The organism is Streptomyces sp. NPDC006476 (assembly GCF_040612015.1).
Taxonomy (GTDB): domain Bacteria; phylum Actinomycetota; class Actinomycetes; order Streptomycetales; family Streptomycetaceae; genus Streptomyces; species Streptomyces griseorubiginosus_B.
The window spans coordinates 72,733-96,351 of the sequence record NZ_JBEXPK010000019.1; the positions used below are offsets into that span (position 1 = coordinate 72,733).

Below are 23,619 nucleotides of genomic sequence, written 5' to 3' on the forward strand. Positions count from 1 at the left end.
GAACTCCCTCCCGTCGGCACTCGTTCATCAGCAGACGCGAGGAGACACGTTCATGCCGCTTCACAAGGGTTCCGCACGGTCCGAAGAGCGCCAGGTGTCGGTCAACCCCTTCTTCGGGGAGGCCAACCCGGTCGGCGGCATGACCGAGGCACCGCCCAGACACCGGCTGCCGGACGCTCCGCTGCCGCCCTCGACGGCGTACCAGCTGGTGCACGACGAGCTGATGCTGGACGGCAACTCACGGCTGAACCTGGCCACGTTCGTGACGACGTGGATGGAGCCGCAGGCCGGTGTCCTGATGGCGGAGTGCCGGGACAAGAACATGATCGACAAGGACGAGTACCCGCGCACGGCCGAGTTGGAGCGGCGCTGTGTGGCGATGCTCGCCGACCTGTGGAACGCGCCGGATCCGGCGGCGGCCGTGGGCTGTTCGACGACCGGCTCCAGCGAGGCGTGCATGCTGGCCGGGATGGCCCTCAAACGGCGCTGGAGCAAGCGGAATGGGACACCGGGAGCCCGCCCCAACCTCGTGATGGGCGTCAACGTCCAGGTGTGCTGGGAGAAGTTCTGCAACTTCTGGGAGGTCGAGCCCCGCCAGGTGCCCATGGAGGGCGACCGGTTCCATCTCGACCCGCAGGCCGCCGCCGAGCTGTGCGACGAGAACACCATCGGGGTCGTCGGCATCCTCGGCTCCACCTTCGACGGCTCCTACGAGCCGATCGCGGACCTGTGCGCGGCCCTCGACGCCTTGCAGGAGCGCACGGGCCTGGACATCCCGGTGCATGTCGACGGCGCGTCCGGCGCGATGGTCGCGCCCTTCCTCGACGAGGACCTGGTGTGGGACTTCCGCCTCCCGCGCGTGGCGTCCATCAACACCTCCGGGCACAAGTACGGGCTGGTCTACCCGGGCGTCGGCTGGGCACTGTGGCGGGACAACGAGGCCCTTCCGGAGGAACTCGTCTTCCGCGTCAACTACCTGGGCGGCGACATGCCGACCTTCGCGCTCAACTTCTCCCGCCCCGGCGCCCAGGTCGTCGCGCAGTACTACACGTTTCTACGGCTGGGCCGCGAGGGCTACCGGGCGGTGCAGCAGGCCACCCGGGACGTGGCCCGGTCCATCGCCGACCGGGTCGAGCAGCTGGGCGACTTCCGGCTGCTGACCCGGGGCGACGAACTGCCGGTCTTCGCCTTCACGACGGCGCCGGGTGTGGAGTCGTACGACGTCTTCGACGTGTCCCGGCGGATGCGGGAGCGCGGCTGGCTGGTGCCCGCGTACACCTTCCCGCCCAACCGGCAGGACCTGTCCGTACTGCGGGTCGTGTGCCGCAACGGCTTCTCGTCCGACCTCGCCGACCTGTTCGTGGAGGACCTGACCCGCCTGCTGCCGGAGCTGCGCCGGCAGCCGCACCCGTGGACCCGCGACAAGGAGGCGGCCACCGGTTTCCATCACTAGCGGCCACGTGATCAGCGGTCGTCGTCCGGATGCCGCTCCCCGGTGGCGTACGGGTTCTCCTGGTCGGCGGTGAGGACGCCCACGAACGGCTCGCCCTCTCCCGCGAACGTGTACGCCCCGCCCTCGATCCGTCCGATCAGCCCCTGGATCCACTCGAGCTCGGCGTCGGCCGTGTGGATCCAGAGGTTCATGATCTCGCCGATGTGGCCGAGCTGTTCGGGGCCGTCCTCGGGCACGTAGTGCTCGGTGACGGACGAGCGCCACTGCTCGATACGCCGGATCCGCTCCTTCAGGAGGGACACCGCCTCGGCCCGCGGCAGGTCCACCATGAAGCCGATCGCGCTCGACTTGACGTCCATCTTCTGATCGTACGAGGTCAGCGCCTCGCGCAGCAGCCGGAAGTACTCCTCGGTGCCCCGGTCGGTGATCTCGTACTCCGTGCGCGGCGGGCCGCCGGCCGTGGACGGCGCGACCTCGTGCGCGTGCAGCAGCTCCTGCTTGGCCATCTGCTTGAGCGCGTGGTAGATCGAGCCGGGCTTGGCGTTGGACCACTCGTGGGCGCCCCAGTACTCCAGGTCGCCCCGCACCTGGTAGCCATGGGCCCGCCCGTGCTGGCGGACCGCGCCGAGCACGAGGAGACGGATCGCTGACATGCGGCCAGCGTAGGACCCGGGAGGGTCAGCCCCAGCCGGCGCCCTGCTCCTTCGCCACCAGTTCGAAGGCGGTCGCGCCGTCCAGCGACTCCCTGATGATGTCGGCGTGGCCGGCGTGCCGGGCGGTCTCGCGGATCAGGTGCAGACAGAGCCAGCGCACGGAGACCCGTCCCTCCGGCGGGAACCAGGGGTCGTTCGGCAGCGGGAAGGTGTCGTCGAGGCTCGGTACGGAGCGGACGTACGCCTCGGTCTCCGCGGCGACCTTCTCCCAGTGGGCCAGCTGGGACTCGACCGTCTCGTCGCCGACGAGCTGGAAGGTCTCGTGCCAGTTGGACTCGTCCCGCCGGATCGCCGGCGGTTCCTGCTTGGCACGCGCGATCCAGCTCTGCTCGACCTCGGCGACGTGCTTGAGCAGACCGGAGAGCGAGAGATCACTGGCGCTGGGCTTGCTCGCGGCCTGCTCCTCGGTCAGTCCGAGCAGCGCGCGCCGGATGCCGCCGCGCTGCTCCTCGATGAACGCGAGCAGCGCTCCGCGCTCGTCTCCCCGGGCCTCCGCGGGAACGTGGGTGACCATGACCGGCCGCCTTTCGTCGGGTCCTGTGGGGTTGCCCCCTGACACCCATGAAGCTACGGGCCATCGAGGTCAGATCCTGTCCTCGATGGCCCGCGCGACCGGACGAAATCAGAACGGGAACCCGCTGCGGCCGTGCTGCACCGAGATCCACTTCTGCGTGGTGAAGCACTCGACGGTCCCCTCGCCGTTCAGACGGCCGATGCCGGAGTTCTTCTCGCCGCCGAAGGGGACGACGGGCTCGTCGTGGACGGTGCCGTCGTTCACGTGGAACATGCCGGTGTCGATCTGCTTGGCGAACTCGACACCCCGCTCGATGTCACCGGTGTGGACGGCGCCGCTCAGGCCGTAGGGCGTGTCGTTGACGATGCGCACGGCCTCCTCCTCGCCGTCGAAGGGGATGAGGAAGGCGACCGGGCCGAAGACCTCCTGGCGCAGCAGGGCCGAGTCGGCGGGGACGCCGGTCAGGACGGACGGCTCGACCAGGTTGTCGGTGGTCGAGCCGTGCACCAGGGCCGTCGCGCCCTCGCTGATCGCCTGCTCGACGACGGAGGAAACGGCGTCCGCCTGCGAGGAGTTGATGACCGGGCCGATCACCGTCTGCGGGTCGCTCGGATCGCCGACCTTGAGGGTCCTGACCTTGGCGACGAACTTCTCGGTGAACTCGTCGGCGATCGAGCGGTCCACGAGCACACGGTTGGCGGCCATGCAGACCTGGCCCTGGTGGACGTAGCGGCTGAAGACCGCCGCGTCGACCGCGTAGTCGATGTCGGCGTCGTCGAGGACCACGATGGCGCTGTTGCCGCCCAGTTCGAGAACCGAGCGCTTGAAGCTCGCGGCGCAGACGGTGGCGACGTGCCGGCCGACCTTGTCGGAGCCGGTGAAGGAGATGACCTTCGGGACCGGGTGCTCGATGAAGGCGTCGCCGATCTCGGCGATGTCCGTGATGACGACGTTGAACAGGCCGCCCGGCAGGCCCGCGTCCTCGAAGATCTTGGCGACCAGGGAACCGCCGGTGATCGGGGTGTTCTGGTGCGGCTTCAGGACGACGCCGTTGCCGAGCGCGAGGGCGGGCGCGACGGACTTGATGGACAGCAGGAAGGGGAAGTTGAAGGGGCTGATCACACCCACCACGCCGACCGGGACGCGGTAGAGGCGGTTCTCCTTGCCGTCGACCGGCGAGGGCAGGATCCTGCCCTCGGGGCGCAGCGCCCACTGGATCGACTCGCGCAGGAACTCCTTGGCCAGGTGCAGCTCGAAGCCGGCCTTCAGCCGGGTGCCGCCGAGCTCGGCGATGATCAGATCGGCGATCTCCTGCTCGCGCTCCTCGACCAGTCTGAGCGCCTTCTCCAGGACCGCGCGCCGGGCGTAGGGGTTGGTCTTCGCCCACTGCTTCTGGACGCGCGCCGCCGCCCGGTACGCCTCGTCCACCTCGTCGACCGTGGCTATGGTGATCGACGCCAACTTCTCGTTGTCGTACGGGTTGAAGTCGATGATGTCCCAGGAGCCGGTGCCCGGGCGCCACTCACCGTCGATGTACTGCTGGGCCAGGTCGGTGAAGTACGACGACATGTGATCCCCAAATCACTAGCAGACACACGATCAACGTCACGGTCTGATCACACGTCATCGTACGTGCGCGCCAGATGAGTTGGGGACGCGGAGCGAACTTCTGGGGAGAACCTCAGGAAAGCTGGAGGAGACCCCGCAGAAGGTCACGGCTCTCGTCCGGCCCCGGGCTGTCCCGCTGGAGCTCCCCCAGCGCCTTCTCGTACTGGGCGACGTCCTCGGTCTTGTCCAGATAGAGGGCGCTGGTCAGCTGCTCCAGGTAGACGACGTCGGTGAGGTCCGCCTCCGTGAAGGACAGGATGGTGAACGCGCCGCTCTCGCCGGCGTGGCCGCCGAAGCTGAACGGCATGATCTGCAGCCGTACGTTCGGCTGCTCGGAGATGTCGATCAGATGCTGGAGCTGACCGCGCATCACCTCCCGGTCGCCGTACGGGCGGCGCAGCGCGGCCTCGTCCAGGACGATGTGGAAGTCGGGGGCGTTCTCCGAGACGAGGTACTTCTGGCGCTCCAGGCGCAGCTCCACCCGCTTCTCGATGTCCGACTCGCTCGCGCCCTTCATGCCGCGCTTGACCACCGCGCGCGCGTACTCCGGCGTCTGCAGCAGCCCGTGCACGAACTGCACCTCGTAGGCGCGGATCAGCGAGGCCGCGCCCTCCAGGCCGACATAGGTGGGGAACCAGCTCGGCAGGACGTCCGAGTAACTGTGCCACCAGCCCGCCACGTTGGCCTCCCGCGCGAGGGACAGCAGCGAGGTGCGCTCCGCCTCGTCGGTGATGCCGTACAGCGTCAACAGGTCTTCCACGTCCCGTGTCTTGAAGCTCACCCGGCCCAGCTCCATCCGGCTGATCTTCGACTCCGAGGCGCGGATCGAGTAACCCGCCGCCTCGCGCGTGATTCCGCGCGCCTCGCGCAGTCGCCTGAGTTGCGAGCCGAGCAGCATGCGCCGCACCACCGATCCGGGCTCTCCCACGCTCACGTTCGCCAGCCTCCCCAACGCCTTCAGGGGCCGAAGTCTGCCACTAAAACACTCCGAGCAGTACTCGTCCGATTACAGAGATGGAAAGAAGTCAAAGATTCTGCGCTGGTCGAAGGAAGGAGTTGGCAAGTAGCGGGAGAGAAGATGGCGGAAAAAATGACCAAGAAGCGGTACGGGAACGTCCAATTCGGTCACCTGCACGTGCATCTGCACCTTGCATCTGCACCGCGCATCCGAAACCATGGTCTCGCGCATCCGCTGCATCGCAACGACCGCGAATTCCCGGGAGTGCCTCGCATGGGGACGAATGGATCGACCATGCTCGAGCCGTTACGGCAGGGCCTTCCGCCGCTTGATCCCGCGGCCGTGTCCAACGCCGCCTCCTGCGCTCTGCCCGCCCGCTACGAAGCGGTGCGCGAGGCAAGGCTGTTCACCCGGAGAACCCTCGACCAGTGGGACGTCGGCGAGCGGTTCGACGACGTGTGCCTGGTCGTCTCGGAACTGGTGACCAACGCCCTGCGGCACGCCCTGCCCGCGGGCGCGGTGTGCTCGGCGGAGCAAGTGCCGCTCGTGCGGCTGCACTTGATGCGGTGGACCGAGCGGCTGGTCTGCGCGGTCCGCGATCCCAGCCAGGACTCTCCCGTGGAGCGGGAGACCGAGGACTTCTCCGCGGAGTCCGGGCGGGGACTGTTCCTGGTCGACTCCTTCGCCGACAGCTGGGGCTGGCATCCGCTGGCCGGCACGCTGAGCGGCAAGGTCGTGTGGGCCCTGTTCCGGCTGCCGCAGGTGCAGCAGGCACCCGCCGAGTGAGCATGACCGACGCAGCGTGACGCCGTTGTCTCTACGCGCGTCACTCAGCCGGATCGCAGGTCGGTGGCCCGGTTCTCAGCCTGCGACCAGGTGGTCGAACTCCCCGTCCTTGACGCCCAGGAGCATCGCCTCTATCTCGGCGCGGGTGTAGACCAGGGCCGGACCGTCGGGGAAGCGGGAGTTGCGGACGGCGACGTCACCGCCGGGCAGCCGGGCGAACTCCACGCAGGAGCCCTGGGAGTTGCTGTGCCGACTCTTCTGCCAGGCCACCCCGTCCAGCTCCGTGGCCGCCATGCCGTTGTACACGTCGTTGTACACGTCGTGGTCCACAGGTCGCTCCCCGGTGGTGCGGTGGCCTTGGGGCCAGTGATGCAGTAATCAACTGACCTGGATCATAACCCTGTTCACGTGCAGATGCATGAGCAGATGCACGTGCACGGGGGGTGGTCCTGTGGTTACAGCTTTGACGACTCCTTTACCGGGTCGATCGGCGTCTTCCCCGAAGGCCCGGCGGACATCCCCCGTCCACTAGGAACAGACGCACTGGGAGCCGTTCCTGTTCCACCGTTTCGGCGGTCGCGCGGAGCGTATGCGGCGCTCGCGTGGCTCAGCAGGGGGTACGCAAGTCCTGCCACGAAGTCTCACAGGCGCTCCCCATGGCATCGACGGGTGCGGCTGGTAGCTTGCTGCGGCCGGTCGGATGGCCGGCCGCACACGGTCCGCTAGAGCTTGGGAGCCACCAGTGACTACGGCGTCCTTCCCGCGTCCCTCTCGTACGGCGCCGCGTCGGCCGGTGCGGATCGCCGCGGCCGCCGCGGGGCTCGCGGGCGTACTCGCGCTGACCGCGTGCAGCGGCGGTGGCGGCTCCAAGGACCACTCGTCGGCGAGTCCCTCGTCGGCCGCCTCGTCCTCCGGCGCCGGCACGGGCGGCTCCAGCGGTACGTCGACCACCGCGTCCGGCGGTCTGCAGGGCAGCTGGCTCGCCACCACTGAAGGCAAGGCGGTGGCGATGGTGATCACCGGCAAGCAGGCCGCGCTCTTCTCCACCGGCGGCAGCGTGTGCAGCGGAACCGCGGGCAAGGAAGCGGGCATGCAGATGATCCATCTGACCTGCACGAACGGCGACAAGAAGCGGGCCACCGGCATGGTCGACTCCGTCTCCGGGAGCGCGCTGAAGATCACCTGGTCGGGGGCGCTCGGCAAGGAGACGTACACCAAGGCGGAGGGTGGCAAGCTGCCGTCCGGGCTGCCGACGGCCGGTGCGGGGCAGTAGGTTCGGCGGCGTCACGCCCCTGATCACCAGAGGAACCACATGCGCACCACCCCGCTCGCCGTCGCGGCCCTCGCCTCGGCCCTGCTCCTGACCGCCTGCGACAGCAACGGCGGCGGTGACGACGGCGACAAGAACAAGACCGAAGCCGGGTGCACGGTCGGCGTCTCGGTCGCCGCCAGCGCGGCGCCGTCGGCCGGGGACACCGGCGACGTCACCGTCACGGTCACCAACCGCGGCACGAGCTGCACGCTGAACGGCTTCCCGGGCGTCGACCTCGTCGCCGGTGACGCCTCGAAGACGGTCCCCGCCGACAAGAGCGCGAAGCCGGCCAAGCTGACGCTGTCCAAGGACGCGACGGCCTCGTTCACGATCACGTACACGCGCGGTGAGGCGGGCGGCAAGCAGAGCCTCGCGGTGAAGACCGCGAAGTTCACCCTGCCCGGTTCCACCACCGGCCACAGCTTCGCCTGGTCCTACGGCGATGTCGCCCTCAAGGGTGATGCTCCGGAAGCGTCGGTGACGCCTCTCACGCAGGCCGGCGACTGACGGACCGCCGGCTCACGGCAGCCGCGGCCGGGCTCCCACCTGGGCCCGGTCGGCGGCGTCGGCACCCTCGCTCCAGCCCGCCGCGTCGGTCACCCCGCGCAGCCGGCTCGTGGTCGTCCTCGGGAACATACGGTCCGTCTCGGTCGTGACGGCGACCTCGCGGGAGGCCAGCACCGGCAGCAGGTCGTCGGTGACCTGGATCTCGGCGGCTTTCCCGAGACGGGTGCCTATGCGGTGGGCGTAGGCCGCGAGGAAGGACTGGCGGAAGGTCTTGGTGCGCCTGCGGCCGCCGGCGCGCTGGGCCGCCTCGGCCTTCGTCATCGCGTGCGTGGCCTGCACGAGGAGCGAGGTGTAGAGCAGTTCGACCACCTCCAGGTCGGCGGCGAAACCGACGACCGTGGAGAAGCCGAAGGGTTCGTTCCACACCGCACGGCAGTGGTTGGCGGCCGCCACCGCGTCCAGCAGGACCGCCTTGGCCTGTTCGTACGGCGGCTCGACCCCGATCCGCCAGGCACCGGGGGTGTCCCCCGTGGGCGTCCCGGCCGCGAGGAGCGCCTCGTCGATGCTGTAGCGGGCGGTGAGCTCCTGCGCCTTGGCGGTGAGGGCCTCCGCCTCCTCCGGGAAACCGGTCGCCTCCGCCTTGGCCAGCAGCGCGCGGATGCGCGCCAGCATGCGGGACTCGGGGCGGGCCGCCGGCGTGCGGGCGGGCTCGTGCTCGTCGAGCGGCTCCAGGGACGGCAGGCGCAGCAGCAGCCGGTACAGCTCCAGGGCGGTGGTCGCGTGCGTGAAGCGATCGGTGCCGGCAGGCGGTTCTTCGGTGAGCTCCTCCACCTGGGCCCTCCAACGGGGGCCGCGGGGGCGGTCGTCCGGCGACTGCGCCCGGATCAGCGCCGACACCAGCCGCACGTGCGCGTCCTCCAGCTCGCGCCGCACGATCCGTACGACGTCGGCGGGCTGCCAGCCGCGCTGCCAGGACGAGGCCACGAACTCCCGGCCCCGCCGCGCCAGTTCCCCGTCCGCGGCCGGGTCGGCGGCCAGCAGGGAGGCGCCGGTGTCGAGGGCGGTGTCCGACTCGGCGTAGAGGGCGGCACGGAAGGCACGGTCGACGGTGCCGGTTGTACTCACCCCTCGATCCTGACACGGGGCACTGACATCGATGGAGCTCCCGACAACTGTCAACCGATGGTTGACACCCCTCTACTGTCAACCTAAGGTTGACACATGTCGACGAATCCGACCACGTCATCCGTACGTCTCGACGACCTCATCGCGGCGATCAAGAAGGTCCACTCCGAACCCCTGGACCAGCTCCAGGACGCCGTCATCGCCGCCGACCACCTCGGCGAGGTGGCCGACCACCTGATCGGCCACTTCGTGGACCAGGCCCGCCGCTCGGGCGCGTCCTGGACCGACATCGGCCAGAGCATGGGCGTCACCCGGCAGGCCGCGCAGAAGCGGTTCGTGCCGAAGGAGTCTGCCGACCTCGACCCGAACCAGGGTTTCGGCCGGTACACGCCGCGTGCCCGCAACGTCGTGATGACCTCGCACAACGAGGCCAAGGCCGCGCCCCACACCGAGGTCGTGCCCGCCCACCTGGTGCTCGGCCTGCTCGCCGAACCGGACGGGCTGGCCGCCAAGGCGATCACGGCGCAGGGCGTCTCCCTGGACGCGGTGCGGGAGGCCGCGCGGGCCGCGCTGCCGCCCGCCGCCGAGCAGGGCCCGGAACTCGTGCCGTACTCCTCGGACGCCAAGAAGGTCCTGGAGCTCACCTTCCGCGAGGCCCTGCGCCTGGGCCACAACTACATCGGTACCGAGCACATCCTGCTGGCCCTGCTGGAGTTCGAGCACGGCACCGGGGTGCTGTCCGGCCTCGGGATCCGCAAGGAGACGGCGGAGAACGAGCTGGCGAAGCTGCTGGAGGGATATCTGCAGGCCCCGCCCACCGCGGGCTGAGGCCGTTGTCAGACCCTCCTGCCACACTCGCAACCATGACCGACCGCTGGGCGCTCGCTCCGGCCGAGGACGGTGGCGTGGAGATCGCCCCCCTCGGCCCGGACGGGCTGCTCGCCGGACCCGTGCGGCGCGAGCCGGACCTGGCGGCGGCCGTGCGGGGGCGGCCGGAGGTCGCGCGATGGGTGTGGCGGTCCACGGCCGAGGTGTATCCGCGCCTGCTCGCCGCGGGGGTGCGAGTCGAGCGGTGCTACGACGTCGAGGACGCCGAGACCCTGCTGCTGGGCCACGAGGGGCGGCACGGCGAGCCACGCTCGGCGGCCGCCGCCCTGGCCCGGCTGCGCGGCGGCCCCGTACCCCCCGACCCGCCCCACCGGTCCGCCGAACCGGGCTCCCAGTCCTCGCTGTTCGAACCCCGGGCCGTCCAGGTGCCACTCGCCGACCTGGCCGAGGTGTACGCCGAGCAGCAGCGCCGGCACGAGGCCACCGCGCATCCGGAGCGGATGCGGCTGCTCACCGCGTCCGAGTCGGCGGGCATGCTGATCGCCACCGAGATGAACCACGCCGGGCTGCCCTGGAGCGCCGAGGTGCACCGGCAGGTGCTGCACGAACTGCTCGGCGATCGCTACGCGGGCGGGGGCGAACCCCGGCGCCTGGCGGAACTCGCCGACGAGGTGTCCGCCGCCTTCGGGCGCCGCGTCCGCCCCGATCTGCCCGCCGACGTCATCAAGGCCTTCGCGCAGGCCGGGATCAAGGTGCGCTCCACCCGGCGGTGGGAGATCGAGTCCGTCGACCATCCGGCGGTGAAGCCCCTCGTCGAGTACAAGAAGCTCTACCGGATCTGGGTCGCCCACGGCTGGTCCTGGCTGCAGGACTGGGTGCGGGAGGGACGGTTCCGGCCGGAGTTCCAGGCGGGCGGGACGGTCACCGGCCGATGGGTGACCAACGGCGGCGGGGCGCTGCAGATCCCCAAGGTGATCCGGCGGGCCGTCGTCGCCGACGCGGGCTGGCGGCTGGTCGTGGCCGACGCCGACCAGATGGAGCCGCGGGTGCTGGCTGCCATCTCGCGCGACCCCGGGCTGATGGAGGTGGCCGGGCGGGAGAGCGACCTCTACCAGTCGGTGTCCGACCGGGCCTTCTCCGGCGACCGGGCGCAGGCCAAGCTCGCCGTGCTCGGAGCGGTGTACGGGCAGACCTCCGGCGACGGACTGAAGAACCTCGCCGCGCTCAGACGCCGCTTCCCCAAGGCGGTGGCGTACGTCGACGACGCGGCGCGCGCGGGCGAAGAGGGGCGGCTGGTGCGCACCTGGCTGGGGCGGACCTGTCCGCCGGCCGTCGGGGCGGGCGAGGGCGCGGAGGAGGCGGGCATCCCGCAGGACGAACCGGCCGAGTCCGGCGGCGGGTCCGAGTGGGTGCCGGGCTACGCCTCCACCAACGCGCGGGCGCGCGGCCGGTTCACCCGCAACTTCGTCGTCCAGGGCAGCGCGGCGGACTGGGCGCTGCTGTTACTGGCCGCGCTGCGCCAGTCCTGCGCGGGCATGGCGGCCGAGCTGGTCTTCTTCCAGCACGACGAGGTGATCGTGCACTGTCCGCAGGAGGAGTCGCGGGCGGTGGTCGACGCGATCCGGGAGGCGTCCGCGCTGGCGGGGCGGCTGACGTTCGGCGAGACACCGGTGCGGTTTCCGTTCACGACGGCGGTGGTGGAGTGCTATGCCGACGCGAAGTGATCAGCACCCGTCGGACAGCAGCTCACCGAGTTCGGCCACGGTCGCCTTCTCGTCCGTTCCCTCCAGGGCGTCGAGGGCGGCCCGCCACTGGTCGCGGGCCTCGTCGTCGCGGCCCGACGCGCTGAGAAGCAGACCGTGTTGGTGGCGGGCGAGACCTGCGGTGTAGCGGTCGGCGCGGGAGTCGGCGTGGCGCAGGAGCCGCTCGCACTCCTCGGCGGCCCGCTCGGTGCGGCCGAGCAGGCGCAGTGCGCGGACCAGGCCGAGGCGGCTCTGGGACTCCCCGTGCCAGTCGCCGTGACCGCCGAGGATGCGCAGGCTCTCCTCGAAGTGCGGCAGGGCGGCGGCCGGTTCGCCGAGCGTGAGGTGGGCGTAGCCGATGTTGCAGTGGGCGGAGTGGCGCACGATCACGGCACCGATCTCGTCGCCGATGGCGAGGGAGCGCCGGTGCTGCTCGATGGCGGCACGGGGGTCGGTGTGCTCGTAGAGGTTGCCGAGGTGGCTGTGGGTGACGGCCTCGCCGTGCGGGTCGTTCAACTGCCGTGAGTAGTGAAGGCTCTGGCGCAGGGCGCGGCCGGACTCCTCGTAGCGGCCGAGGCCTTCGAGGAGCAGACCGCGGTTGTTGAGGCAGCGGCGGATCAAGGAGGGCCGGTTCAGCCGGCGCCAGAGGGCGAGCGCCTCGTCGGTGAGGGCCAAGGCCTGCTGCTGGCGGCCCGTCAGGAAGTGCAGGCCCGCCAGGTCGCCCAGCGCGTACGCCTCCGCCGCGGTGTCGCCGAGCCGGCGGGCCACCCCGAGGGCCGCCCGGCCGAGCACCTCCATCTCGGCGACGCGGCCGCTGCGGTGGACGTAGGGGAAGAGGAGGCGGACGAGGGTGGAGACGTACGCGGCCCGGCGCGGGTCGGGGTCCTCGGCGTGGCGCCGTACCAGCGTCACGACGTTCTCCAGCTCCGTGTCGGCCCAGGCGAAGGCCTGTCCGGAGGACTCGAAGACGGGGAGGGTGTCGACGTAGGGGGCGTGGTCCGCGGGCTGGGTGTCCGTCGGCCGGCGGCGGTCGTCCTGGTCCGGGCCCGCGGGGACGATGGCGGTGAGAGCGCGTTCCGCCACGGCGGCGTACCAGCGCAGCGCGAAGTCGGCGGGGTTCTCTCGCGGCGCGCCGGAGGAGAGTTCGCGGGCGAAGTCGCGGACCAGGTCGTGCGGGGCGTAGCGGCCGTACGTCGTCTCCTCGAGGAGGGCCACGTCGACCAGGCGGTCCAGGGCGGCCTCGGCCCGGTGATCGTCGACGCCGGAGAGCCGGGCGAGGATCGGGGCGCCGTAGGTGGGCAGGTCCAGGACGCCGACGCCGCGCAGGAGCAGGGCGGCGTCGCGGTCCGCCTCGCGGTCGGAGGCGGCGAGGGAGTCGTGGGCCACGGAGAGGGAGCGGCGGACGCTGAGGTCGTCGTACTCCAGATGGGACAACCTGCTTCCCGTGGCGGTGAGTTGGCCCGCCAGGGTGTCGGGGGTCAGGGCGCGGCGGGCGGCCAGACGGGCGGCGACGATGCGCAGGGCCAGGGGCAGGCGGCCGGTGAGTTCCACGAGAGGGTGGGCGGCGTCGAGGGTGTCGCGGCCGGAGACGGCGCGGAGGAGGGCGGCGCTTTCCTGCGTGCTCAAGGGTGTGAGGGGGTGGCGGGTGGCGCCGTCCAGGGTGGTGAGGGGGGACCGGCTGGTGACGATGACCGCGCAGCCCGGGACGGCGGGGAGGAGGGGGCGTACCTGCGCCGCGGTCGCCGCGTCGTCGAGGAGCAGGAGGGTACGGGTGGGGGCGAGCAGGGTGCGCAGGAGGGCGGAGGCGGCGTCGGGGTGTTCGGGGATGTCCCGGGGGGCTGTGCCGAGGTCGTGGAGGAGGGCGGTGAGGGACTGGGTGGGGGTGAGGGGGGTCATGCCGGGGGTGGCGCCGTGCAGGTTGATGTAGAGCTGGCCGTCAGGGAAACGATTTTTCAGGGCGTGGGCGACATGGAGGGCGAGGGCGGTCTTGCCTATGCCGGGCATGCCGGTGATGACGGTCAGTGGGGGGAGCTGGGCGTCGGAGTCGAGGAGGGCCCGGGTTTCGGGGGTGCGGCCGGTGAAGTGGGCGGGGGGTGGGGGGAGTTGGGCCGGTGCGGGTGGGTTGGGGGCGGGGTCTGTGTGCCCACCCGCACCACCCGTGACGCTTTCGTCGTCGGATGCGGGTGGCCCCTGTGGGGCGGACTCGACATCGGCGGGTGCGGGTGGGTGGGGGGTGGGCGCGGCTTCGGTGGCGGCGGGCGCGGACAGGGACGGAGTGCGGGTGGCTTGCGTGGCGGCCGGCGCGGACACGTGCGGGGTGGGGGTGGCTTGCGTGGCGGCCGGTGCGCAGGGGGGCGGAGTGCGGGTGGCTTCGGTGGCGGCGGGTGCGGACACGTGCGGGGTGGGGGTGTTGCCGGTGGCCGCCTGCGTGGGTGAGTGCATGGCGGAGGCAGCATCAGCATCCTCGGCGGGGTCCTGCGCGGACGCGTGGTCGCTGTCCGTGGCCGCGGCTATCCGGGTGGCTCGCAGGATGCGTACGTGGGCCTGTCTCACCGCCTGGCCCGGTTCCACGCCGATGTCGTTTCTCAGGCGGGTGCGCAGGGCGCGGTGGACTTCCAGGGCCTCCGCCTGGCGGCCCATGTGGTGCAGGGCCAGCATCAGTTGGCGGTGGAAGGACTCGCGGAGGGGGTGGGCCGCGGTCAGGGCCGTCAGTTCGGGGACCAGGGTGTCCGGGCGGGCGTCGGGGACGGCGAGTTCGGCGTCGTAACGCCATTCCAGGAGCAGGAGACGGGATTCCTGGAGCCGTTGGGTGAAGGAGTAGCCACCGAGTTCGGCGGGGAGCCCGCTGAGCGGGGTGCCACGCCACAGGGACAGCGCGGCCGCGCACTCGCGCACGACCCGCTCCCAGTTGCGGGCGGCGTGCGCGCCGCGCGCCGCGGCGAAGTGGCCTTCGAAGACATGGACGTCCAACTCACCCTGCTCGACCCGGAGTACGTATCCGGGTGGCACCGACCGCAGCCGCTCGGGGTCGTCGAGCAGCCGGCGCAGACGGGCCACGTGGTTGTGCAGCGAGGCCTGTGCGGAGGCGGGCGGGGCTCCGCCCCACAGCGCGTCCTTGAGCGACTCGACGGAGACGACCCGGCCGGCGTCCAGCAGCAGCGCGGCCAGCAGGGCACGGAGCTTGGGGCTGCCGACGGACAGCATCTCGGCGGACGCCTCGCCCCGGGCCTCGTACAGAACCGGCGAGCCGAGCAGTCCGAACCTCAGTTCGCGCCACTCCCCCATGGCCACCCACTACCCACCGTTCTTGGCGGAATTCCGCCCTCCGCACGGCGGTTTCCCGCCACCCTTTCCTTGACCGGTTCCCTCCGGGATCCGCTGCCGTTCGGCCCGATCGCGGCCGCCCTGCGGCGACTTCACGCCAGGTGGCGGACGGTGGCGCGGAGGACCGTTGGCCACATGTTAGCGATCTGTTGGCGCGACCTGATGTGATCACTTCATCGGAGCCGGCCCGGGGGTGCGCGCGTAAGAACGCGATGCTCGGGGGAGTGACGCCGCCGCGGCCGGATCCGGGGGACGTGGAGGGTCCCGGTCGGCGGAGGTGAGCGACCGGGGTCCTCGTCCCCGTTCGCGTCCTCGACCGGGAGCGAGCCGCAGCTCGTCCTCATCCGGGAGCGAACCGCCGCTCGGACGACCGGCGGACACCCCGCGTCAGGCACGCGAGGCGCTCACACGACGGCCGGACCCTCCAGGCGCGTCAGGCGCTCACACAACCGGCGGACGCCCCAGGCGCGTCAGGCGCCACACCGTGGTCCAGCGCATCGGGCGGCGTTCGCCCGCCGGTTCCCGCAGACCTTCCGCGAAACCGCCGAACCAGGCCCGCAGCGCGGCGGGCCTGGAGCGGTTGCGCAGAACTGTCACGGCCATCCAGACGCCGAGGTGGAGCGGGATGAGCGGCAGGGGGAGACGGCGGCGGACCAGCCAGACGCGGTTGCGGGCGTTCACGCGGTAGTAGATCGCGTGCCGGGCCGGTGAGGTCTTGGGGTGCTGGAGCAGGAGTTCGGGCGCGTAGAGGATGCGCCAGCCCGCGTCGACAGCCCGCCACGCCATGTCGATCTCCTCGTGGGCGAAGAAGAACGCCGCGGGCCAGTCACCGATCTGGTCCAGCATCGAGGTACGGAAGGCGTGCCCGCCCCCGAGGAACCCGGTGACGTGACCTCCGCGCAGCGGGTCGGCCGCGCCGAGCCTGGGCACGTGCCGGCGCTGGGTCTCGCCGTGCTCGTCCGCGATGCGGAAGCCGACGATGCCGAGCCGGGGGTCGGCGGCGAAGTGGTGGGCGACGCGGCTGAGCACGTCGGCGTCGACGAGGAGGCCGTCGTCGTCCAGTTCGACCACGATGTCCACGTCCCCGAACTCCCGCAGCCGGGCGAGCGCCACGTTGCGGCCGCCTGGGCAGCCGAGGTTCTCGTCGACCTCGAGCAGGGTGACCTCGCCGGGCAGGGCCAGCCGGGCCGCGTAGTCGGGCAGCGGGCAGCCGTTGCCGACGATCACGATCCTGGTGGGGGCGAGGTCCTGCTTGGCGACGGACTCCAGCAGGGCGTCCATCTCGTCGGGGCGGTTGCCCATCGTCACCACGGCGACGGCGATCCTCGGCGCGTCCCTGTCCCCCATTGCGCTCACCCCATCCGCCGTCGGCAACGTCGGCCGCGATGCTAGCCGTTCACGGTAAGGACTTCCTGAGTACGCCGTTTCGTATGCCAAGTCTTGATCCGTCGTACGGCAGGCTCACCCGTTTGCCGTCACGGCGGGGGCAGGGGGTGTACGACGGCCACTCACCGAGGTCGGCGGGTCCCCCGTTCAGCCGTGTGCCTGTTGGGCGTGCCTGGGGAGGAGGCCGACCAGGAGCAGGGTGAGGAAATTCAGCCCGGCCGCGATGCCGAAGACGAGTTCCGCGGCGGCGAGGTAGGAGCCGGCGGACGGGTGTCCGACCCGGGCGAAGAACACCGTGCCGAGGGCGGCTACGCCGATCGCGCCGGCGAACTGCTGCACCGCGTTGAGCAGGCCCGCCCCGGTGCCGACCTCCTCGGCGGTGGCATCGCCGATGATGAAGTCGACCAGCGGTACGAACACCAGGCCCGAGCCGAGCCCGGTGAGCAGCAGCGCGGGCGCCAGCTTCCAGACGGTGATGCCGGTGCCCCAGTGGGCGACGGACCACCACAGGGACAACAGGCCCACGACGGCGACGGACAGCCCGAGGTGCAGGGTGGCGCGCCCGAGCTTCTCGGCGAGCACGGCGCCCGCGAGCAGGACGGCGACGGCGGTGCCGAGGGCCCAGGGGATCAGGGTGAGGCCGGTGCGCAGCGGCGCCCAGTGCATGCCTTGCTGGAGCAGCAGGTTGACGACGAGGACGAAGGCGCTGAGGGACGCGTAGAACCCGGCCACGATCACCAGGCCGACGACGAAACTGCGCTTGCGGAACAGCGACGGCGTGATGACGGGGTGCCGGCTGCGCCGCTGGGAGACGACGAAGAGGGCGAGCAGACCGACGGCGGCGGCCATCATGACGTACGTCCAGACGGGCCAGCCCAGTTCGCGCCCCTGGATGAGCGGGACGATCAGCAGGGCCGAGGCCGCGGTGAGCAGGCCGACGCCGGTGAGGTCGAGACGGGCGGTCGGGTCCTCGCCGCCGCGCCGGGGCAGTACGCCCAGCCCGAGGGCGAGGGCGACGACGCCGAACGGGACGTTGATCAGGAAGATCGACCGCCAGCCGCTGCCGAACGGGTCCAGGTGGAGCAGCCAGCCGGCCAGGATGGGCCCGCCCACCATGGTCAGGCCCATCAGCGGGCCGACCGGCGTCAGGGCCTTGCGCAGGTGCTGGGGCGGGAACACGATCTTCACCAGGGCGAGCCCCTGCGGGATCATGACCGACCCGCACAGGCCCTGCAGGGTGCGGGCGAAGATGAGGAAGACGGGGTCGGGGGCGAGACCGCAGGCCAGTGAGGTCAGGGTGAAGCCGGTCATGCCGAGCAGGAACAGCCGTCGGCGCCCGAGCAGGTCGCCGAGCCGCCCGGAGGTGACCAGGCCCAGGGCGAAGGCCGCGGTGTAGGCGCTGAGCACCCACTGGACCGTGACCTGACCGCCGCCGAGATCGGCGCGGATGGAGGGGCCGGCGAGGTTGGCGACGCTGGAGTCGACCAGATCCATGATGTCGGCCAGGACCACGACGACCAGGACGAGCCACGCGGTGCGCAGCGGCAGAGTGCTGACGGGGGGCGCGAGGGATTCGCGCTGGTTGATGGACACGAACACTGTTCTACTCGCGATCGGCGTTCTGAACAATACGAACACTGTTCTTAGTGATGCAGAACACTGTTCGTCGATGCGCTAGGCTGCCCGCATGTCACCGACTCCGCAGGAACGGCGCGCGGCACGGCACCAGCTCGGCACGGGGTCCGGAGCGCCCGCGGGCCGACGGGGGCCGTCCGGCGGACGCAAGAAGCCGATCACGGTCGACGCCATCGTCAGCACCGCGTTCGGCATCGTGGAGAGGGAGGGCTACGAAGCCCTGACGATGCGGCGCGTGGCGAGCGCGCTGGAGACCGGACCGTCCTCGCTCTACGCCCACGTGGTCAACAAGGAGGACCTGGACGAACTGCTCATCGGCCGGCTGTGCGCCGAGATCGAGCTGCCCGAGCCGGACCCCGCCACTTGGCGGCAGCAGATCACGAGCGTCTGCGCCGGACTGCGCGACCAGTATCTGCGCTACCCGGGCATCTCCCGGGCGGCCTTCGCCGCCGCCCCGTCCAACCTGGACACGCTCCGCCTCAGCGAGGGGATGCTCGCCATCCTGCTCGCCGGGGGCATCGCCCCGAGGACCGCGGCATGGGCGATCGACTCCCTGATGCTCTACGTCAACGCCTACAGCCTCGAGGTCTCCCTGGCCGGCAGCCGGCTCGGCCGCGGCGACGACGGCTGGGTGGTCAGCCGCGACGAACTCCTGCGCCGCTTCGCCGCGCTCCCCGACACGTTCCCCCACACCAAGCGCTACGCCACCGAGCTCACGGCCGGGACGGTCCACGACCGCTTCGACTTCACGATCGCCCTGATGATCGACGGCCTGAAGAACCGGGAGGCGGACTGAGATAGTCAAGTCCGCATACCCCCGCCACTCACCGCAAGCACGGCACCACATTTCCATGACGACAGCACCTGGTCACTGCCGGGGTGCAGCCGCCTGCGGGACCGCCTGGGGCGTCGTCCTGAGGCCCGTCGTGGAGGCGAGCCACCAGAGGACAAGCCCGGCGCCCCGCCCACCCCTCGCCCTGGGTGGGCGGGGCGCCGTGTACAGCACCCGGGACTCAGCCGAGCTGGGTGGGAACCGGGCGGTTCCTGCCGAGTGAGGCGACACCGCCCGAAGTGAGTGCCTCGGTGAAGAGCTGCACGTCGGCGACCTTGCCGGCGGTGTACTCCCCGTAGCCGCCGCGGAATATCCGGCGCCCGATCTGCAGCGGCCCGTTCGCGTTCCAGACCGTGCCCTTGTAGGCGGCGGTGGCGGCCGGGTCGTCGTTCACGTAGAGACGCAACTGCTGTGTGTCGGCGTCGAAGACGCCCACCAGATGGAACCACGCGTTGGTCTTCGGGCTCTGCACCCCCGTGGTGGGCCCGTACGCACTGGTGAAGTCGCCCTCCGTGTTGTCCGCGTGGGCGTGGCCGAAGGCGAAGGCGTGCGCGCCGCTGGAGTAGTACAGCTGGAGGCCGTTGGCGCTGGTGCCGGACTGTGAGACGAAGGTGGAGTTCGCGGTCAGACTGCTGAGGTTGACCCAGGCCGAGACGGTGTAGCTGCGGCTGGTGTCGAGCACGGGTCCCGACGTGTCCGCGTAGCCGGTGTTGCCGTTGAGGGCGAGCGCGCTGCCCCGCGCGGCATCGGCGGTCACGGAGGCACCGCCGTTCAGGGTGAGGCCGTTGGCGGGCCGGACGGTGTCCGCGGTGCCGTCCAGCTTCCACCAGTCGGCGGGCCGGTGGACGTGACCGATGCTCACCGGCGCGGTGAACTGTGCCAGGCCGCCGTCGGCCGCGGCACCCGGGTACTCGATCATCCGGCCGGAGCGGGAGGCGGCGTAGAGCGCCGGGAATCCGGTGCCCTGCACGTCGCCCGGAGAGGCAACGGTCGGGTAGTCCTGCTCGCCGACGCCGACGGGGAGCACCGGCTGGGCGGCGGGCAGAACATTGCCGTTGTCGGCGGCCCACTTCTGGTCGGCGATGTTCTTGCAGTCCCAGATGACGACCTGGGTGCGGGGGTTGCGGTTACTGGCGGGGTCGGCGAGGCAGCGGCCGGACTGCGGGTTCTTGAGCGTTCCTGGGTACGGACCTGGGACCCACTCCTGGGAGCCGGTGTTGTTGCACTGATAGAGCTGCACCTCAGTGCCGTTGTCGGTGCCGCCCTTGGTGACATCCAGGCAATTGCCCATGACGTGCACGGAGTGGTCGGTGCCGAGGGTGAAGTTCTGGGCGTCGGTGCCGTTGCAGGTGTACACCTGCGCCGCCGTGCCGTTGGCGGTGCGGGAACCGGCGATGTCCAGGCAGAGGTTCTTGTTGTCGGTGTCGAGCACTCCGGAGACCAGCGGCGCGTGCCGCGGGGCGGCGAGCTTGCTGGTCGGGACTCCCGCGGAGAAGGTCAGCGGGAAGCTGCTGACCGCGCCGGTGGCGTTGTCCCGGGCCCATAGGACCGGGACGCCGGCCACGGTGCCGGGGGCGAGCAGGGTGGTGTCGGACCAGTCACCGGTGCCGATCCTCACGCCCTGGCCGAGGTTGCAGCCGGCCTGGAAGGTTCCCGGGTAGTACCAGAGTTCGCCCTTGTCGACGGTGATCAGGTCGGGAACGTCCGCGTACTGGGCCAGCTTGCCGGGTGCCAGGATCTGCGTGACGTTGTCCCAGGTGCCGTCCGAGCCCTTGGCGGGGCAGGAGTCCGAGGTGCGGATCGGAACGACGTTCTGGGTCAGGGTGAAGTGCCCGGCGGTCCCGCCCGGGGTGACGGCGTCGTTGGCGTAGAGGTACAGCTCGTGGGTCGTCTTGTTGAAGGCGAACAGGTCGTCCACATTGCTGCCGGTGGCCGTGCCGCGGTGGGCGACCAGATAGTTGTCCCATCCGGTGCCGTCCGGGCTCTGTGCCTTGGTCGACATCGTGCTGGGAGGAGCGGCCGGATCGGCGTTGCCGCGGACCAGGTCCAGGTCGCCGTCGCGGGTGGGAGCGGCGAGGTCGGGGACCGCGTCTCCGTCGAGGTCGCCGGCGGTGACCTTGGTCTTCGGGTTCCAAGGGGCGAAGAAGCTGTACTGCCCCACGGTGCCCTGGGTGTTGCCCGCGTTGTCGACCGCCCGGACGTAGAGCGTGTGCGCGCCCCACTGGGAGGCGCTCAGCACGACCGGGACCTCCGCGGTGGCGGTACCGCCGCTGCCGGCGACCGCCTCCACCTTGGCCGCGCCGCTGCCGGGGATGTTGGCGTCCAGCGAGTACTCGAACCGGTCGATGCCGCTGCTGACGCAGCTGCCCCGGGTGCAGCCGGTGGGCATCGGATCGTTCGCGGTGACCTTGATCTTGACGCCTGCGTCGCCGGCGTGGCCGGTGGGCGCCTGGTCGGCGCCGAGCGGCGGAAAGACCGCGGAGTCGGTGAAGGAGGGGATGCTGGGCGCGCTGAGGTCGATCTTGAAGTAGCAGTTCGGCGACCAGCCGCTCATCAGCTTGTTGTCGTCGGCCCTGACGTGCCAGCCGTACTGATGCCCGTCCGCTACCTCGAAGCCGATGTTGACCCGGGTCGTGCCGCCGTCGCTGACCCAGCCGCTGACCGGCCTGCTCTTGCTGGTGGAGCCGCCGTCGTCATCCGCGATCTTGGTGTCCCACACCTCGTACCGGGCGCGCAGGTTGACCCCGCTCATGTCGGTGTTCAGATGCGCGTTCAACGTGATGTCGGAGGTGTCGCCGGCAAGCCCGGACTCACCGATCCAGCCGTCGGCCGCGCCGTCGCAGCCGTTGCTGGCGGGATTGATGGTGGCCGGTGTGGTGCCCAGACGGTCCGGCTCCGAGGGGGCGATGTCGAACACCGTGGTCAGGTACGGGTTGGTCGCGAACCGTACGAAGTCGTAGTTGCTGGAGGACTTGGACTCGTTGCCCCACAACCCGAAGGTCCAGCTGTCGTCCTTGCCCGCCAGCTTCCTGATCTGACCCGTGACGTCGAAGTCGACGTCGTGGTCGCCGCAGTGCTGGCTGATGTTGGAACTCTTGACCTTCTGCGTACCACCGATGTAACCGTCGCCGGCGAGCTTCGGCTGGTGGTCCCAGTCGGTGTTCTTGCTGATCCCGCTCACCGTGGCGAGCCGTACGCCCGTCTCGTTGTCGCAGTCGAAGGAGGCGCCGTATGTCGACGTCAGGTGCACGACGGACTTGGAGATGTCCATCGACTTGGTGAGGTTGCCGATGTTCAGCTCGTAGTACGCGCGGTTGAGACCGAAGCAGTTCCGCCAGTGCTCGTAGCCGACCCCCTCGCCGTTGTCCTGCGCGTCGTCGTACGGGCTCTGCGAGGGGCAGCCCTCCTTGACGGTGATGAAGTGGCTCTTCTTGCTCGTGATCGGGCTGGTGTAGGGATCGATGTAGAGCGGCCAGACCGTGCCCTTCCCGCCGAGCAGGTTCGCGTCCGGGGTGAGGGTGATCGCGCCCGGTTCACTGGTCACGGCGATGGGCTTGACCTGTGCTCCGCTGCCCGGCTGTTCCGCGGTCGAGGCCGTGTCGCCGGTGTTGGCCTGCGCCGGCGGGGTGTCGGCCGCGCGGGCGGAGCGGCGGGCCGCAGCCTTCTGCGCCGGGGTGGTCACCTGCGCCCCGGACGAGTCCCACATCATCGGGGTGGGCGAGCTGAACAGGGCAGTGCCGTCGGCCGCGGTGGCGGTCACCCCGCCGTCCCGGTCGGCGTCGACGCTCACGCCGTCGCTCGTCCCGGTGGTCAGCCGGAGCGAGGCGAGCGCGGGGTCGGCGGCTGCCTTGGCGTCGTGGACGATCAGGACCTCGTGGAAGCCACCCTGGTCAGTGGTGGTCACCTTGAGGTCGACTCCCGGCAGCACCTCGCGGTACTGAGCGCTGTCACCGCTGACGACCGGGCTCGGCAGCCGGAACGGCAGCGTGTACGACAGCCGGTGACCGGCCTCGTCGACGAGGGTGGCCAGCGGCCCGTCGCCGCCGCCGGAGAGGGTCAACGCCGACGGGGTGGCCCTGGTGGAGAACGTACCGTCGGCGTTGCGGGCCAGGCCGGCGTCGACGTCCGTCCACTCGCCGTCCTTGCGGACGCGGGCCGGCTGGAGATGCGTGGTCTGGGTGAAGGTGCCGTCCGCCTTGGCGACGGTCTCCGAGGTCTCAGTGGTCAACTGGTCGACGGTGACCGGCCGTCCGGTCCTGGCCGCCTCGGCGCGGGCGGTCGCGAGCGGTGAGCCGTCCCCGCCGTCGGCGGCCGCCGAGGCGGGCGGCCCTGCCGCCGAGACCGGGCCGACGGCGCCGAGCAGCAGGCCGGTGACGGCCGCTGACAGCGCCAGACGGCATGTCAGATAACGCGCCGGATGACTCCGGACGCGGGTCGTTTCCCCCATGAATCGCCCTTTCGGGGAGCGTGGGCGGCGACCCCCGGCGCGCCACTGTGGTCCTCCTCACAGAGCGCGTCCCCCCGAGGGCCGTCGCATGTCGGAATTGCGGCACTTGGTCCCGCCATGCCAGCTGTGAATGACCTGTGGCGGGATCGTGTGAAGGCTGTGAGGAGCGTGACCGCTGAGAAAGGGTATTGCTGCGCACATGACATGGCAATACGGTTCCGGTCTGACCAGACGAGCCGTCAGCTGACCACTGACCAGTTTGGCTTCTGGACTTCTTACATGGGGGATCACGCATGCGCGCAAGACCGCGCGGAATTCAAGGTGCCCGGAAACGGGCCTGGTTGCGGCGGGTGACGGTCTGGGCCGCGACGACCACCGCCTTCTCGCTGGCCGTTCAGCCGGCCGTGGCCGACGTCGTGGTCGGCGGCTACCAGTACAAGGACGAGGTC

General features: G+C 70.8%; 17 protein-coding genes. 7 read left to right on the forward strand and 10 right to left on the reverse strand.

Annotated elements, in window-relative coordinates:
• The first annotated feature begins 52 nt into the window (after positions 1 to 52).
• Positions 53 to 1,453, forward strand: coding sequence for a glutamate decarboxylase (locus ABZZ74_RS22480; RefSeq protein ID WP_356767520.1), 1,401 nt, complete (start codon positions 53 to 55; stop codon positions 1,451 to 1,453).
• An 11-nt stretch (positions 1,454 to 1,464) separates the two neighbouring features.
• Here the strand turns inward: ABZZ74_RS22480 and ABZZ74_RS22485 are convergent, their stop codons facing one another.
• The 4 genes from ABZZ74_RS22485 to ABZZ74_RS22500 form a co-directional block, all read right to left on the reverse strand.
• Positions 1,465 to 2,106 (reverse strand): PadR family transcriptional regulator, encoded by a 642-nt coding sequence (locus ABZZ74_RS22485; protein WP_356767522.1) that lies wholly within the window; start codon positions 2,104 to 2,106, stop codon positions 1,465 to 1,467.
• 25 nt (positions 2,107 to 2,131) lie between these two features.
• Positions 2,132 to 2,680 carry a DinB family protein gene (locus ABZZ74_RS22490; protein WP_356767524.1) on the reverse strand — a complete coding sequence of 183 codons (549 nt, stop codon included), beginning with the start codon at positions 2,678 to 2,680 and terminating at the stop codon, positions 2,132 to 2,134.
• Positions 2,681 to 2,788: 108 nt separating this feature from the next.
• Positions 2,789 to 4,249: an aldehyde dehydrogenase family protein gene (locus ABZZ74_RS22495; protein ID WP_356767526.1), complete on the reverse strand. Its 1,461-nt coding sequence runs from the start codon at positions 4,247 to 4,249 to the stop codon at positions 2,789 to 2,791.
• A 112-nt stretch (positions 4,250 to 4,361) separates the two neighbouring features.
• Positions 4,362 to 5,186, reverse strand: a complete 825-nt coding sequence (locus ABZZ74_RS22500) for a helix-turn-helix transcriptional regulator (RefSeq protein ID WP_356767666.1) — start codon at positions 5,184 to 5,186, stop codon at positions 4,362 to 4,364.
• Between the two features lie 354 nt (positions 5,187 to 5,540).
• On the opposite strand from ABZZ74_RS22500, the gene ABZZ74_RS22505 reads away from it, so the two are divergent.
• A complete protein-coding gene (locus tag ABZZ74_RS22505) occupies positions 5,541 to 6,032 on the forward strand; it encodes an ATP-binding protein (RefSeq protein ID WP_356767528.1) in 492 nt (163 codons plus the stop codon).
• Between the two features lie 75 nt (positions 6,033 to 6,107).
• Here ABZZ74_RS22505 and ABZZ74_RS22510 read toward each other — a convergent pair whose 3' ends face one another.
• Positions 6,108 to 6,326, reverse strand: coding sequence for a DUF397 domain-containing protein (locus tag ABZZ74_RS22510; RefSeq protein WP_240865671.1), 219 nt, complete (start codon positions 6,324 to 6,326; stop codon positions 6,108 to 6,110).
• 448 nt (positions 6,327 to 6,774) lie between these two features.
• Between ABZZ74_RS22510 and ABZZ74_RS22515 the strand changes: the two genes are divergently transcribed.
• The gene (locus ABZZ74_RS22515; protein WP_356767530.1) at positions 6,775 to 7,305 is read left to right on the forward strand and encodes a hypothetical protein; all 531 of its coding nucleotides are present in this window, start codon (positions 6,775 to 6,777) and stop codon (positions 7,303 to 7,305) included.
• A gap of 39 nt (positions 7,306 to 7,344) precedes the next feature.
• Positions 7,345 to 7,851, forward strand: coding sequence for a DUF4232 domain-containing protein (locus ABZZ74_RS22520; protein WP_356767532.1), 507 nt, complete (start codon positions 7,345 to 7,347; stop codon positions 7,849 to 7,851).
• 12 nt (positions 7,852 to 7,863) lie between these two features.
• On the opposite strand, the gene ABZZ74_RS22525 is transcribed toward ABZZ74_RS22520, so the two are convergent.
• Entirely contained in the window at positions 7,864 to 8,976 is a 1,113-nt protein-coding gene (locus ABZZ74_RS22525; protein ID WP_356767534.1) for a DUF2786 domain-containing protein, read from the reverse strand.
• A gap of 96 nt (positions 8,977 to 9,072) precedes the next feature.
• Here ABZZ74_RS22525 and ABZZ74_RS22530 point away from each other — a divergent pair, with 96 nt between their 5' ends.
• On the forward strand, positions 9,073 to 9,804 hold the full coding sequence (locus ABZZ74_RS22530; protein ID WP_356767536.1) for a Clp protease N-terminal domain-containing protein: 732 nt from the start codon (positions 9,073 to 9,075) through the stop codon (positions 9,802 to 9,804).
• A 35-nt stretch (positions 9,805 to 9,839) separates the two neighbouring features.
• On the forward strand, positions 9,840 to 11,528 hold the full coding sequence (locus ABZZ74_RS22535; protein WP_356767538.1) for a bifunctional 3'-5' exonuclease/DNA polymerase: 1,689 nt from the start codon (positions 9,840 to 9,842) through the stop codon (positions 11,526 to 11,528).
• On the opposite strand, the gene ABZZ74_RS22540 is transcribed toward ABZZ74_RS22535, so the two are convergent.
• From ABZZ74_RS22540 to ABZZ74_RS22550, 3 genes are all read right to left on the reverse strand, one after another.
• Positions 11,529 to 14,831, reverse strand: a complete 3,303-nt coding sequence (locus ABZZ74_RS22540) for a BTAD domain-containing putative transcriptional regulator (protein WP_356767668.1) — start codon at positions 14,829 to 14,831, stop codon at positions 11,529 to 11,531.
• A 480-nt stretch (positions 14,832 to 15,311) separates the two neighbouring features.
• Positions 15,312 to 16,217, reverse strand: a complete 906-nt coding sequence (locus ABZZ74_RS22545) for a glycosyltransferase (RefSeq protein ID WP_356767540.1) — start codon at positions 16,215 to 16,217, stop codon at positions 15,312 to 15,314.
• Between the two features lie 186 nt (positions 16,218 to 16,403).
• Positions 16,404 to 17,849, reverse strand: a complete 1,446-nt coding sequence (locus tag ABZZ74_RS22550; RefSeq protein WP_356767542.1) for a DHA2 family efflux MFS transporter permease subunit — start codon at positions 17,847 to 17,849, stop codon at positions 16,404 to 16,406.
• Between the two features lie 94 nt (positions 17,850 to 17,943).
• On the opposite strand from ABZZ74_RS22550, the gene ABZZ74_RS22555 reads away from it, so the two are divergent.
• Positions 17,944 to 18,687, forward strand: coding sequence for a TetR/AcrR family transcriptional regulator (locus ABZZ74_RS22555; RefSeq protein ID WP_356767544.1), 744 nt, complete (start codon positions 17,944 to 17,946; stop codon positions 18,685 to 18,687).
• A 217-nt stretch (positions 18,688 to 18,904) separates the two neighbouring features.
• Here ABZZ74_RS22555 and ABZZ74_RS22560 read toward each other — a convergent pair whose 3' ends face one another.
• The gene (locus ABZZ74_RS22560; protein WP_356767546.1) at positions 18,905 to 23,170 is read right to left on the reverse strand and encodes a ricin-type beta-trefoil lectin domain protein; all 4,266 of its coding nucleotides are present in this window, start codon (positions 23,168 to 23,170) and stop codon (positions 18,905 to 18,907) included.
• Positions 23,171 to 23,619: the final 449 nt, after the last annotated feature.